Here is a 12,334-nt window from a genome sequence, read left to right as displayed (position 1 = left end):
GGATGCGAGAGGACACCATGTACACACCCACGTTCCAGTCCGCCGGAAACCTGCCGTCCAGCCGCTACGTGCTCCCGCAGTTCGAGGAGCGCACGGCCTACGGCTTCAAGCGCCAGGACCCGTACAACAAGCTGTTCGAGGATCGCGTGATCTTCCTCGGCGTGCAGGTCGACGACGCGTCCGCCGACGACGTGATGGCGCAGCTGCTCGTTCTGGAGAGCCAGGACTCCGAGCGCGACATCACGATGTACATCAACTCGCCCGGTGGCTCGTTCACGGCCATGACCGCGATCTACGACACGATGCAGTACGTCGCGCCGCAGATCCAGACCGTGGTGCTGGGCCAGGCGGCGTCGGCCGCGTCGGTGCTGCTCGCCGCGGGTGCGCCGGGCAAGCGTCTGGCCCTGCCGAACGCCCGCGTGCTCATGCACCAGCCGGCGATGGGCGAGGCCGGTCACGGTCAGGCGTCGGACATCGAGATCCAGGCCGCCGAGATCCTCCGGATGCGCACCTGGCTCGAGGAGACCATGGCGCGTCACACCGGCAAGCCCGTGGAGCAGGTGAACCGCGACATCGATCGCGACAAGATCCTCTCCGCCAACGAGGCGCTGGAGTACGGCATCGTCGACCAGGTGCTCACGTCGCGCAAGCGCGCGTAGGCCCCGCTGTTCGAGAGGGCGTCCGTCGAGAGACGGGCGCCCTTTCGCATGCCCGGCGGATGTGCGTCGGGACGGGGGTCGGGTGCGCATATGAGCAGAAGCGTGCGCGAACGCTGAATCGGGCCTACCCTGGACAGGGAAGGAGGATGCCGTGGAAGAAGACCTGCTCATGGTGCGCGTGGCCGAGCTGTACTACGACGAGGACAAGACGCAGGACGAGATCGGCGGCCTCCTCAAGATCTCCCGCTGGAAGGTCGGACGGCTGCTCACCCAGGCCCGGGAGAGAGGGATCGTGCGCATCGAGATCGTGCACCCCCGTGCACGTCGCCTCGGGCTCGAGAGAGAGCTGGTCGAGCGCTTCGGGCTCAAGGACGCGGTGGTCGTGCCCGCTCCGGAGGGCGACGACGGCACGCTCGAGCGGGTGGCCCAGGCGGCCGCCGACTTCCTGACCGCGATGCGTCCGGTGCCCCGCACGCTCGGCGTGAGCTGGGGCAAGACCCTCCGCGCCGTCGCCGAGGCGCTCCCCGACGGCTGGGCCAACGGCGTCACCGTCGTGCAGCTCAACGGCGGGGTCAGCCTCAACCGCCGCTCCGGAGGCGCGGCAGGACTGGCCGTCACGATCGCGCAGCGCGCGTCCGGCCAGGTCTCGCTGCTGCCGAGTCCCGCGATTTTGGAGCACGTCGAGACCAAGCGGGCCATCGAGGGCGACCGCACCGTCGCGGCCGTGCTCGAGGAGGCCGCGGAGGCGCAGGCGTTCCTGTTCACCGCCGGTCCCTGCGACGCGTCGTCGGCGCACGTCGAGAACGGCTACCTCCGCGCGGACGACGTGGAGGAGCTCGCACGCCGCGGAGCCGTCGGCGACGTGCTCGGCCGCTACGTCGACGCGGAGGGGAACATCGTCGACCCGCAGCTCGACGCCCGCACCGTGGGCGTCTCGCTCGACCGGCTGCGCGGCGCCGACCGCGCGGTCTTCGTGACCGCGGGACCCGCGAAGCACGACATCGCACGAACGGTGGTGACCAGCGGCCTGTGCAGCGTGCTGGTCACCGACGAGACCACAGCACGAGCATTGTTGGAGGAACAGTGACCACCACAGAACTCAGCCGCAGGGCGGCGGTGGACGTCCTCGGCGGAGAGCCGGACGACGCCACGCTGCGCCGCTTCCTGCACGGACTTCCGGGCGTCGACGCGGTCGGGCTGGAGCAGCGGGCGGCCGGTCTCGGCACCCGCTCGATCAAGACGACCTCGAAGGCCTGGGCGCTCGACACCATCATCCGTCTGATCGACCTCACGACGCTCGAAGGCGCCGACACCCCCGGCAAGGTGCGCTCGCTCGTCGCCAAGGCGAAGACCCCCGACGCCGCCGACCCCTCCACGCCGCGCGTGGCCGCGGTGTGCGTCTACGGCGACATGGTCGGCGGCGCGGTCGAGGCGCTGGGCTCCCTGCACGGCGACCCGGACGACGGCCTCATCTCGGTCGCCGCGGTCGCCACGGCGTTCCCCAGCGGCCGGTCGTCGCTCGCGATCAAGCTGGCCGACACCGCCGAGGCGGTCGCGGCGGGCGCCGACGAGATCGACATGGTGATCGACCGCGGTGCCTTCCTCTCCGGCCGGTACGGCCTGGTGCTCGACCAGATCGCCCAGGTCAAGGAGGCCTGCCGCCGCGAGGACGGCTCCTACGCCTCGCTCAAGGTGATCCTCGAGACCGGTGAGCTGAACACCTACGACAACATCAAGCGCGCGTCGTGGCTCGGGATCCTGGCGGGCGGCGACTTCATCAAGACGTCGACCGGCAAGGTGCAGCCCGCGGCCACGCTGCCCACCACGCTGCTCATGCTGGAGACCGTGCGCGACTGGTACCGCGGCACGGGCGAGCGGATCGGCGTGAAGCCGGCCGGTGGCATCCGCTCTTCGAAGGACGCGGTCAAGTACCTCGTCACCGTGGCGGAGACCGTGGGGGAGGAGTGGCTGCAGCCGCACCTGTTCCGCTTCGGCGCCTCCAGCCTCCTCAACGACGTGCTCCTGCAGCGACAGAAGCTCCGCTCCGGCCACTACTCGGGCCCCGACTACGTCACCATCGACTGACGGGAAGACGACCATGTCATTTCTGGAATACGCTCCGGCACCGGAGTCCACCGCGATCCTGAACCTCCGGGACAGCTACGGCCTGTTCATCGACGGCGAGTTCGTCGACGGCTCGGGCACCCCCTTCACGACCATCTCCCCGTCGAGCGAGAAGCGCATCGCCGAGATCGCGTCCGCGAGCGACGAGGACATCGACCGTGCGGTCGCCGCCGCCCGCCGCGCCTACGACAAGACGTGGTCAAGGATGAGCGGCCGCGACCGCGGCAAGTACCTGTTCCGCATCGCGCGCCTGGTGCAGGAGCGCGCGCGCGAGCTCGCGGTCGCCGAGAGCCTCGACAACGGCAAGCCCATCAAGGAGAGCCGCGACGTGGACGTTCCCCTCGTCGCCTCCTGGTTCTTCTACTACGCGGGCTGGGCGGACAAGCTCGACTACGCCGGGCTCGGCGCGAACCCGCGGTCGCTCGGCGTCGCCGGACAGGTCATCCCCTGGAACTTCCCGCTGCTCATGCTCGCGTGGAAACTCGCGCCCGCTCTCGCCGCCGGCAACACGGTCGTGCTGAAGCCGGCCGAGACCACGCCGCTCACGGCCCTGCTGTTCGCGGAGATCCTGCAGCAGGCCGACCTTCCCGCGGGCGTCGTGAACATCGTCACGGGTGCCGGGCAGACCGGGGCCGCGCTCGTGCGCCACCCCGACGTGGACAAGGTCGCCTTCACGGGTTCCACCGGCGTGGGTCGCGACATCGCTCGCGCGGTCGCCGGGACGAACAAGAAGCTGACGCTGGAGCTGGGCGGCAAGGCGGCGAACATCGTGTTCGACGACGCCCCGATCGACCAGGCCGTCGAGGGCATCGTCAACGGCATCTTCTTCAACCAGGGCCACGTGTGCTGCGCCGGCAGCCGCCTGCTGGTGCAGGAGTCCATCCACGACGAGGTCGTCGACCGGCTCAAGGCCCGGCTGTCGACGCTGCGCCTCGGCGACCCGCTCGACAAGAACACCGACATCGGCGCGATCAACTCCGCCGCCCAGCTGGCGCGGATCCGCGAGCTGAGCGACATCGGCGAGGCGGAGGGTGCCGAGCGCTGGACCGCCGACTGCGCCATCCCCGACCAGGGCTTCTGGTTCGCGCCGACGATCTTCACCGGTGTCGAGGCCGCGCACCGCATCGCGCGCGACGAGGTGTTCGGGCCCGTGCTGTCCGTGCTGACCTTCCGGACGCCCGCCGAGGCGATCGCGAAGGCGAACAACACGCCGTACGGGCTCTCCGCGGGGATCTGGTCCGACAAGGGCTCGCGCATCCTCGCCGTCGCCGACCGGCTGCGCGCCGGTGTGGTGTGGGCCAACACGTTCAACCGTTTCGACCCGTCGAGCCCGTTCGGCGGCTACAAGGAGTCCGGATACGGCCGCGAGGGCGGCCGTCAGGGGCTCACCGCGTACCTCAAGGGAGCCGCAGCATGAGCAAGCGACTGAGCGTTCCGAAGACCTACAAGCTCGCGATCGGCGGGGCCTTCCCCCGCAGCGAGTCGGGTCGCACGTACGAGGTGGTGTCGCGCAAGGGCGGCTTCCTCGCGAACGCTGCCAAGGCCTCGCGCAAGGACGCCCGCGACGCGGTCACCGCGGCGCGCGCGGCCGTGAAGGGATGGTCGGGGGCGACCGCGTACAACCGCGGCCAGGTGCTGTACCGCGTCGCGGAGGTGCTGGAGGGGCGCCGCGCGCAGTTCATCGACGAGATCGTGGCGCAGGAGGGCGTGTCGTCCTCGGCGGCCACCGCGCAGGTGGACGAGGCGATCGACCTGTGGGTCTGGTACGCGGGCTGGTGCGACAAGTACGCCCAGGTGGCGGGCAACGCGAACCCCGTATCCGGACCGTACTTCAACATCTCCGTGCCGGAGCCGACCGGCGTGGTCGCGATCGTCGCGCCGCAGGACTCGGCGCTGCTCGGGCTGGTCTCGGTCGTGGCACCGGCGCTCGTCGCGGGCAACACGGTCGTCGTGATCGCGAGCGAGCAGCACCCGCTGTCGGCGATCAGCCTCGCGGAGGTGCTGGCCACGAGCGACCTCCCCGGCGGCGTCGTGAACGTGCTGACGGGGTCGCCCGCGGAGATGGCGCCGTGGCTCGCCGCGCACCAGGACGTCAACGCGCTCGACCTGTCCGGCGCGGGAGCGCTCGACTGGGTCGACCTGCAGATCGCCGCCGCGGAGACCCTGAAGCGCGTGGTCGCTCCGGGCGAGGTCGTCGCCTCGCCCGAGCGGATCGCCGCGTTCACCGAGGTGAAGACCGTCTGGCACACCAAGAGCATGGTCTGAGCTCGGACCGCACGAGGGGCCCCGTCGCGCATCCCGCGGGCGGGGCCCTTCTCGATGCCGGGGCCGCGCGGAAGCGAGTCCGCGCCAATGCGGCCCGGTGTCGCATGCAGCGGTTAGGCTCGAAGGACGATCTCTGATCCCCCATAGGAGGACGCGCATGGCCCGCATCGGTGAAAGCGCTGACCTGTTCAAGTGTTCTTTCTGCGGAAAGAGCCAGAAGCAGGTGCAGCAGCTCATCGCGGGTCCCGGCGTGTACATCTGCGACGAGTGCGTCGAGCTGTGCAACGAGATCATCGAGGAGCGCATGGCGGAGTCGTCCGCCGAGGGCGTCGCCGAGTTCGAACTGCCCAAGCCGCGGGAGATCTTCTCGTTCCTCGAGGAGTACGTGGTCGGCCAGGAGCCCGCGAAGCGCGCCCTCGCCGTCGCCGTCTACAACCACTACAAGAGGGTCCGTGCGCACGGCACCCTGCAGCCGGCGGAGCAGAAGGCCGAAGAGGTCGAGATCGCCAAGAGCAACATCCTGCTCATCGGGCCGACCGGCTGCGGCAAGACCTACCTGGCACAGACGCTCGCCAAGCGCCTCAACGTGCCGTTCGCCGTCGCCGACGCCACCGCGCTCACCGAGGCAGGCTATGTGGGTGAAGACGTGGAGAACATCCTCCTCAAGCTCATCCAGGCCGCCGACTACGACGTGAAGCGCGCCGAGCAGGGCATCATCTACATCGACGAGGTCGACAAGATCGCCCGCAAGGCCGAGAACCCCTCGATCACGCGCGACGTGTCGGGCGAGGGCGTGCAGCAGGCGCTCTTGAAGATCATCGAGGGAACGGTCGCGTCGGTTCCGCCGCAGGGCGGCCGCAAGCACCCGCACCAGGAGTTCCTGCAGATCGACACGTCGAACGTGCTGTTCATCGTGGCCGGCGCCTTCGCCGGGCTGGAGGACATCGTGTCGGCGCGCGTCGGCAAGCACGGCGTCGGCTTCGGCGCCCCGCTCCACGACAAGGGCAAGGACCTCGACCTGTTCAGCGAGGTGCTGCCGGAAGACCTCCACAAGTTCGGGCTCATCCCCGAGTTCATCGGGCGTCTGCCGGTCGTGACCAACGTGTCGCCGCTCGACCAGGCCGCGCTGATCGACATCCTCACCGGCCCGCGCAACGCGCTCGTGAAGCAGTATCAGCGCATGTTCGAGCTCGACGGCGTGCAGCTGGAGTTCGAGGAGGAGGCGCTGCGCTCGATCGCCGACCTCGCGGTGGAGCGCAAGACCGGTGCCCGCGGGCTCCGCGCGATCCTCGAGGACGTGCTCGGCCCCGTCATGTTCGAGATCCCGTCCGCCGACGATGTCGCGAAGGTCATCATCACGCGCGCCGCGGTCGACGAGGGCGCCCCGCCCACCGTGGTGATGGAGCGCAAGCGCAAGAGCGCCTGACCCCGACCGACGCCGGCGGGGCGGTCAACCGACCGGCATGATGAGGTCGGTGCGCAGGTCCTCCGGCGCCGTGTCCGGGTCGGAGACGTACACCTCGATCCAGACGCCGCGCGGATGGAGGTCCGCCTCCGCCGCCCGTGCGACCAGAGCCGCCCATCCGGCCCCGAGACCGTCGTAGGAGCCGAGGACGGTGGTCGCCACCGCGGATCCGGACGGAAGCGTGGATGCGACGATGGCGGTGCCGTCACCGGTGGCGAGGGGGTCGGACGGCGGGGTCTGCACGGGGAACCCGAGCTCGAGATCGAACACGCCCATCGGGTCGCCCTGGTAGATCGCCAGTGCCGGACCGGCGGGAAGCAGCGTGCCGGCGGCGAACGCGTCGCCGATGGCGCGGTACCCGGAGTCGAAGGCGTCACGGAGGTCGGCGAGGCGGATGGCCTCGTGGCGGATGACCGCGAGCGGGACGGGGTCGAGGTCGAGCCGGTCGGCAGGGCCGAACGGGGCGTCGGAGAAGGCGTTCATGTGCTCAGGGTGCCACGGGTCAGCCGTCGAGTCCACGGCGCTTCAGGAGCGGCGCGATCTCGGCGTTGCGGCCGCGGAAGTCGCGATACGCCTCCAGGGGGTCCTTCGACCCGCCGACCCCGAGCAGACGCTCCCGGAAGCGGTCGCCGTTCTCGCGGGTGAGGCCCCCGTTCTCCCGGAACCACTCGACCGTGTCGGCGTCGAGCACCTCGCTCCAGATGTATGAGTAGTACCCCGCGCTGTAACCGCCGGAGAACACGTGCGCGAAGTACGTCGACGAATACCGCGTCGGCACGGCGGGGTCATCGAGCCCGATGTCTGCCAACGCTGCGGCCTCGAACGCCGCGACATCGTCCACGTGGTCGTCGACGGAGAGCCGATGCCAGGCCTGGTCGAGCCAGGCGGCGGCCAGATACTCGCTCGTCGCGTGTCCCTGATCGAAGGTCTCGGTCGCCCGGAGGCGGTCGACGATCGCGGGGTCGAGCGGTTCTCCCGTCTCGTGGTGGCGGGCGTAGTTGTCCAGGACCTCGGGCCACAGGATCCACATCTCGTTGACCTGACTCGGGAACTCGACGACGTCGCGGAACACGTTGGTGCCGGCGAAGTGGGGGTACGTCACCGTCGCGAACAGACCGTGCAGGGCGTGCCCGAACTCGTGGAACAGCGTCGTCACCTCATCGAGCGTCAGCAGCGTGGGCTCTCCCTCTCCGGGCTGGGGGACGTTGAGGTTGTTGACCACGACGGGCGCGCTGCCGCGGAGTCGTGACTGGCTGACGATCGCGTTCATCCAGGCGCCGCCGCGCTTGGAGTCGCGGGTGTAGAGGTCGAGCACGTAGAGGCCGAGCGGGGAACCGTCGGCGTTGCGCACCTCGAACACCCGGGCCCCGGGGTGGTAGGCGACCAGGTCGTCGCGCTCGCGGAAGGTGACTCCGTACAGCCGGGTCGCCGCGAAGAACACGCCGTCCTGCAGCACGCGCTCCGCCTCGAACCAGGGGCGCAGCGCAGCCGTGTCGATGTCGTAGCGGGCCGTACGCACCTTCTCGGTGTAGAACGCCCAGTCGTGCGCCTCGACCGGGAAGGGAGCGGGCTCCGACTCGTCGACCAGCGCCTGGAGCGCCGCGCGCTCGGCGCGCGCGTTGCGGGCCGACGGAGCAGCCAGCCGGCGCAGCATCCGCTCGACCGCCTCGGGAGAGCCCGCCGTCTCGTCGGCTGTGACGTATGCCGCGTGCGAGGGGTGCCCGAGAAGTGCGGCGCGCTCGGCCCGCAGGCGCACGATCTCGCGCAGGACCGGACGGTTGTCGTTCGCGTTGTCGCGCGAGCCCCGGGCGCGCGACGCGGCCAGGACGCGCCGCCGGGACTCCCGGACGCGGAGGCGGGCCAGGGCGGGATGGCCGGTGAACAGCGGCAGGGTGAGGAGGTACCGGCCGTCGAGCCCGCGGTCGGCGGCGGCGCGGGCGGCCGCGGAGAGCTCGCCCTGGCTGAGGCCGTCGAGTTCGGCCGCGGAGTCGAACACCACGGCGAGGTCGTTCGTGTCGCTCAGCAGGTTGCGCTCGAAGGTGTTGGTGAGGACGGACAGGCGCTGGTTGAGGGTCGTGAGCTCCGCCTTGGCCGCGTCGTCGAGGCCCGCGCCCGCGTGCGTCATCTCGCGGTGGTACCGCTCCACGAGGTAGCGCTGCTCGGGGTCGAGGGACAGAGCGTCGCGCTGCTCGTGCACGCGTTCGACGCGCCAGAAGAGCGCCGCGTCGAGGGTGATCGCGTCCTGGTGGGCGGCCATGAGCGGCGCGAGCTGCTCGTCGATCTCCTGGATCTCCGGTGTCGCGTCGGCCGAGCTGACCGTGTAGAACGTGTGCGCCACGCGGTCGAGCAGCTCCCCGGACCGCTCGAGCGCCTCGATCGTGTTCTCGAACGTGGGCATCGATCGCACCCGCGTGATGTTCGCGACCTCGGCGAGCTGCGCCGCGAACCCGGCCTGGAACGCCGGGAGGTAGTGCTCGGCGCGGATCGCCCGGTAGTCCGGCAGTCCGAAGGGAAGGGACGACGGCTGGAGGAGCGGGTTCGTGGCGTCGGTCATTCCCCGAGCCTAACGACCCGTGCCGAGCGCATCGTCGGCCTCGGTGCGCAGCCCGACCATCACGGCGCGCAGCGCGTCGACGACCACGCGGACGGACCGCCGGCGCAGGTTCTCCGGCCGCGCCAGGACGTCGATCATGCGGTGCGTGCTCACGCCACGCAGCGGGATGCGCACGATGTCACGGTCGTCGACGCTGCGCGACGTGAAGCGCGGCAGCATGCCGAGCACCCCGCCCGCGGCGACGACGGCGGACACGGCGCCGTAGTCGTTGATGCGGTGGAGGACGTCGACCGGGCGCCCCGCGACGGCCGACACGGCGCGCAGCACGTCGTCGGGGGAGTAGCCGGTGCGGCTGGTCACCCAGCGCTCTGCCGCCACGTCGGCGGGCTTCAGGCTCGACCGCGTGGCGAGGGGATGATCGGCGGCGACCGCCACGTCGAGCGGCTCGCGCACGAGCGTGACACTGCGCACACCCGCCGTGGGCCACGGATCGGAGTGCTCCATGCGATGCGCGAGCACCAGGTCGTACCGGGAGGTGAGGGCGGGGAACTCGCTCTGGGCGACATCTTCGTCGGTGAGCTGCACGGTGGGTGCGGAGTCCAGCGCGGCCAGCTCGCGCAGCAGCGGCCCGAACAGCGCCTGCCCCACGCTGTGGAAGCCGCTGAGGCTCACCACGCCCGTCGCCGCCTTCTCGAAGTCGTCGAGGGCGTGTCGTGCCGCGGCCATCGCGTCGATCGCCTCGGTGCCCGCCGCGGCCAGCACCTCTCCGGCCGCGGTGAGCACGAGCGAGCGTCCCTCACGGCGGGTGAGGGGCGTGGGGAACGCCCGCTGGAGGGCGGCGAGCTGCTGCGACACCGCGGACGGCGTGACGCGCAGGGCCTCGGCGACCGCGGTCACACTCCCGAGGGCGCCGAGCTCGCGGAGGATCTGCAACTGGTGGAGCTCCATCGCGATAGTTTAGCCAGCACTACAGGGACGATGCAGGATCTGCCGATTGTTCTACAGCGATGGATGCGCTGAGATCGAAGACATGAAGGCTTTGTTCAAGGAGGAGCCGGGCGCCGGACTCACCCTCGTCGACCGCCCCGAACCGACGGCCGGACCGGGAGACGTGGTCATCCGCGTGCTGCGGACGGGCATCTGCGGCACCGACCTGCACATCCACCGCTGGGACGACTGGGCGGCCTCCGCCATCTCGACCCCGCTCATCCCCGGGCACGAGTTCTACGGGGAGGTCGTGGAGGTCGGGCCCCTGGTGCACGACATCGTTGTCGGGGACCGCGTCTCCGGCGAGGGGCACATCGTGTGCGGCACCTGCCGGAACTGTCGCGCGGGGCGCCGGCAGATGTGCATCCGCACGATCGGTCTCGGGCTGCAGCGCGACGGGGCGTTCGCGGAGTACCTGTCGCTGCCTGCCGCGAACGTCTGGGTGCACCACGCCGACGTGACCCCGGAACTCGGGGCCGTCTTCGACCCCCTCGGCAACGCCGTGCACACGGCCCTGACGTATCCGCTGGTCGGTGAGGACGTGCTGGTGACCGGGTGCGGCCCGATCGGCCTCATGGCGATCGCGGTGGCGCGGCACGCCGGTGCGCGTTTCATCGCCGCGACCGATGTGAGCGCACCGCGGTTGGAGATGGCGCGGCGCATGGGCGCGGACGAGGTGGTCGACGTGTCGCAGCGCGACGTGCGCGACGCCCAGCGCGTGCTCGGCATGCGCGAGGGCTTCGACATCGGCTTCGAGATGAGCGGCGCGGCGTCGGCCCTCCCGGCCATGATCGACAACATGAACCACGGCGGACGGATCGCGATGCTCGGGCTGCCGAGCGCCGGCTTCGAGATCGACTGGGGCAAGCTCGTCACGCACATGCACACGATCAAGGGCATCTACGGCCGCGAGATGTTCGAGACGTGGAACGCCATGGGCGCGATGCTGCAGACCAGCGCCGCGCTGCGCGAGGCGATCGGCCGCGTGATCGCCGACGTCGTGCCGGCGCGCGAGTGGGAGCGCGGCTTCGCGGCCGCGGAATCGGCGGGAACGGGCAAGATCATCCTCGACTGGACGGAGCTGTGATGTACGGAGACTTCAAGACCCATGTGGCGGCGGAGCTCGCCGGGATCGAGGAGGCCGGGCTCACCAAGCGCGAGCGCGGCATCCGCGGACCGCAGAGCGCGGAGATCACGGCCGACGGGACGCCCGTGCTGAACTTCTGCGCCAACAACTACCTCGGCCTCGCGGACGACCCCCGGATCCTCGCGTCGGCCACCGCCGCGCTGCAGGAGTGGGGATACGGGCTCGCGAGCGTCCGCTTCATCTGCGGCACCCAGGAGCAGCATCTGGAGCTGGAGCGGCGCCTGGCGGACTTCCTCGGGACGGACGACGCGATCCTCTACTCGTCGTGCTTCGACGCGAACGGCGGGGTGTTCGAGACGCTCTTCTCGGCGGACGACGCGATCATCTCGGACGAGCTCAACCACGCGTCGATCATCGACGGGATCCGGCTCTCCAAGGCGCGTCGCCTGCGCTACCGCAACCGCGACATGGCCGACCTGGAGGAGCAGCTGCGGGCGGCGGCCGATGCCCGGTTCCGGGTGGTCGTGACCGACGGCGTGTTCTCGATGGACGGCTACATCGCGCCGCTGGCCGAGATCTGCGACCTCGCCGAGCGGTATGACGCGCTGGTGTTCGTGGACGATTCCCACGCCGTCGGGTTCGTAGGCGAGCACGGCCGCGGCACTCCGGAGCTGTGCGGGGTGTCGGACCGCGTCGACATCTACACCGGCACGTTCGGCAAGGCGCTCGGCGGCGCCTCGGGCGGGTACGTGGCCTCCCACGCCGACATCGTGGCACTGCTGCGACAGCGGTCGCGCCCCTACCTGTTCTCGAACACGCTGGCCCCCGCGATCGTGGCGGGAACCCTGACGGCGCTCGACCTCGTCGAGGGATCCGCCGAGCTGCGGGCGCGACTGCGCGAGAACGCGGCGCTGTTCCGGCGCCGGATGACCGAGGAGGGGTTCGAGCTGCTGCCGGGGGAGCACCCGATCGTCCCGGTGATGTTCGGCGATGCGGCGAAGACGGCGCGGATCGCCCAGGCCATGCAGGAGCGGGGCATCTACGTGACCGCGTTCAGCTTCCCCGTCGTCCCGCGCGGGCTCGCGCGCATCCGCGTGCAGCTGTCCGCCGCGCACACGCCGGAGCAGGTGGAGGAGTGCGTCGCCGCGTTCGTGGCGGCGCGTGACGCGGTGGGCTGACGGGAGCGGATCCGA

At 70.6% G+C, this 12,334-nt stretch carries 11 protein-coding genes; 8 read left to right on the top strand and 3 right to left on the bottom strand.

Features of this window, described 5'->3' with window-relative positions:
• Positions 1-17 precede the first annotated feature (17 nt).
• The 6 genes from KV394_RS15415 (at position 18) to clpX (ending at position 6,474) form a co-directional block, all read left to right on the top strand.
• The gene (locus KV394_RS15415; protein WP_025105017.1) at positions 18-659 is read left to right on the top strand and encodes an ATP-dependent Clp protease proteolytic subunit; all 642 of its coding nucleotides are present in this window, start codon (positions 18-20) and stop codon (positions 657-659) included.
• 151 nt (positions 660-810) lie between these two features.
• A complete protein-coding gene (locus tag KV394_RS15410; protein ID WP_136030884.1) occupies positions 811-1,746 on the top strand; it encodes a sugar-binding transcriptional regulator in 936 nt (311 codons plus the stop codon).
• 29 nt (positions 1,747-1,775) lie between these two features.
• Entirely contained in the window at positions 1,776-2,744 is a 969-nt protein-coding gene (deoC, locus tag KV394_RS15405; RefSeq protein WP_407665470.1) for a deoxyribose-phosphate aldolase, read from the top strand.
• Between the two features lie 13 nt (positions 2,745-2,757).
• Complete coding sequence (locus KV394_RS15400) at positions 2,758-4,200, top strand: aldehyde dehydrogenase family protein (protein ID WP_136035770.1); 1,443 nt, start codon at positions 2,758-2,760, stop codon at positions 4,198-4,200.
• Positions 4,197-5,048, top strand: a complete 852-nt coding sequence (locus tag KV394_RS15395) for an aldehyde dehydrogenase family protein (protein WP_136030887.1) — start codon at positions 4,197-4,199, stop codon at positions 5,046-5,048. The genes KV394_RS15400 and KV394_RS15395 overlap by 4 nt, the downstream gene beginning before the upstream one ends.
• 157 nt (positions 5,049-5,205) lie before the next feature.
• Positions 5,206-6,474, top strand: coding sequence for an ATP-dependent Clp protease ATP-binding subunit ClpX (gene clpX, locus KV394_RS15390; RefSeq protein ID WP_136030889.1), 1,269 nt, complete (start codon positions 5,206-5,208; stop codon positions 6,472-6,474).
• A gap of 24 nt (positions 6,475-6,498) precedes the next feature.
• Here clpX and KV394_RS15385 read toward each other — a convergent pair whose 3' ends face one another.
• Genes KV394_RS15385 through KV394_RS15375 form a run of 3 tightly spaced genes read right to left on the bottom strand, consistent with a single transcriptional unit; the run spans position 6,499 to position 10,015 of the window.
• Positions 6,499-6,996 carry a GyrI-like domain-containing protein gene (locus tag KV394_RS15385; RefSeq protein ID WP_247981834.1) on the bottom strand — a complete coding sequence of 166 codons (498 nt, stop codon included), beginning with the start codon at positions 6,994-6,996 and terminating at the stop codon, positions 6,499-6,501.
• 19 nt (positions 6,997-7,015) lie between these two features.
• The gene (locus KV394_RS15380; RefSeq protein WP_247981833.1) at positions 7,016-9,067 is read right to left on the bottom strand and encodes a M3 family metallopeptidase; all 2,052 of its coding nucleotides are present in this window, start codon (positions 9,065-9,067) and stop codon (positions 7,016-7,018) included.
• Positions 9,068-9,076: 9 nt separating this feature from the next.
• Positions 9,077-10,015, bottom strand: coding sequence for a LysR family transcriptional regulator (locus KV394_RS15375; protein ID WP_247981832.1), 939 nt, complete (start codon positions 10,013-10,015; stop codon positions 9,077-9,079).
• Positions 10,016-10,097: 82 nt separating this feature from the next.
• On the opposite strand from KV394_RS15375, the gene tdh reads away from it, so the two are divergent.
• Both tdh and KV394_RS15365 read left to right on the top strand, forming a co-directional pair.
• Positions 10,098-11,141 (top strand): L-threonine 3-dehydrogenase, encoded by a 1,044-nt coding sequence (gene tdh, locus KV394_RS15370; RefSeq protein WP_247981831.1) that lies wholly within the window; start codon positions 10,098-10,100, stop codon positions 11,139-11,141.
• Positions 11,141-12,319, top strand: a complete 1,179-nt coding sequence (locus KV394_RS15365; RefSeq protein ID WP_247981830.1) for a glycine C-acetyltransferase — start codon at positions 11,141-11,143, stop codon at positions 12,317-12,319. Before tdh ends, KV394_RS15365 begins: the two co-directional genes overlap by 1 nt.
• The last annotated feature ends 15 nt before the right edge of the window (positions 12,320-12,334 follow it).

The organism is Microbacterium sufflavum (assembly GCF_023101165.1).
Lineage (GTDB): Bacteria > Actinomycetota > Actinomycetes > Actinomycetales > Microbacteriaceae > Microbacterium > Microbacterium sufflavum.
The sequence above is the reverse complement of the archived record's forward strand: the minus strand, read 5'-3'. Positions and strand labels throughout refer to the sequence as shown.

Excerpts from the sequence above, each read along its gene's own strand:
- KV394_RS15415 (WP_025105017.1), top strand. The coding sequence starts at position 18 with ATGTACACACCCACGTTCCAGTCCGCCGGAAACCTGCCGTCCAGCCGC.
- KV394_RS15400 (WP_136035770.1), top strand. The coding sequence starts at position 2,758 with ATGTCATTTCTGGAATACGCTCCGGCACCGGAGTCCACCGCGATCCTG.
- KV394_RS15395 (WP_136030887.1), top strand. The coding sequence starts at position 4,197 with ATGAGCAAGCGACTGAGCGTTCCGAAGACCTACAAGCTCGCGATCGGC.
- clpX (WP_136030889.1), top strand. The coding sequence starts at position 5,206 with ATGGCCCGCATCGGTGAAAGCGCTGACCTGTTCAAGTGTTCTTTCTGC.
- KV394_RS15385 (WP_247981834.1), bottom strand. The coding sequence starts at position 6,996 with ATGAACGCCTTCTCCGACGCCCCGTTCGGCCCTGCCGACCGGCTCGAC.
- KV394_RS15380 (WP_247981833.1), bottom strand. The coding sequence starts at position 9,067 with ATGACCGACGCCACGAACCCGCTCCTCCAGCCGTCGTCCCTTCCCTTC.
- KV394_RS15375 (WP_247981832.1), bottom strand. The coding sequence starts at position 10,015 with ATGGAGCTCCACCAGTTGCAGATCCTCCGCGAGCTCGGCGCCCTCGGG.
- tdh (WP_247981831.1), top strand. The coding sequence starts at position 10,098 with ATGAAGGCTTTGTTCAAGGAGGAGCCGGGCGCCGGACTCACCCTCGTC.
- KV394_RS15365 (WP_247981830.1), top strand. The coding sequence starts at position 11,141 with ATGTACGGAGACTTCAAGACCCATGTGGCGGCGGAGCTCGCCGGGATC.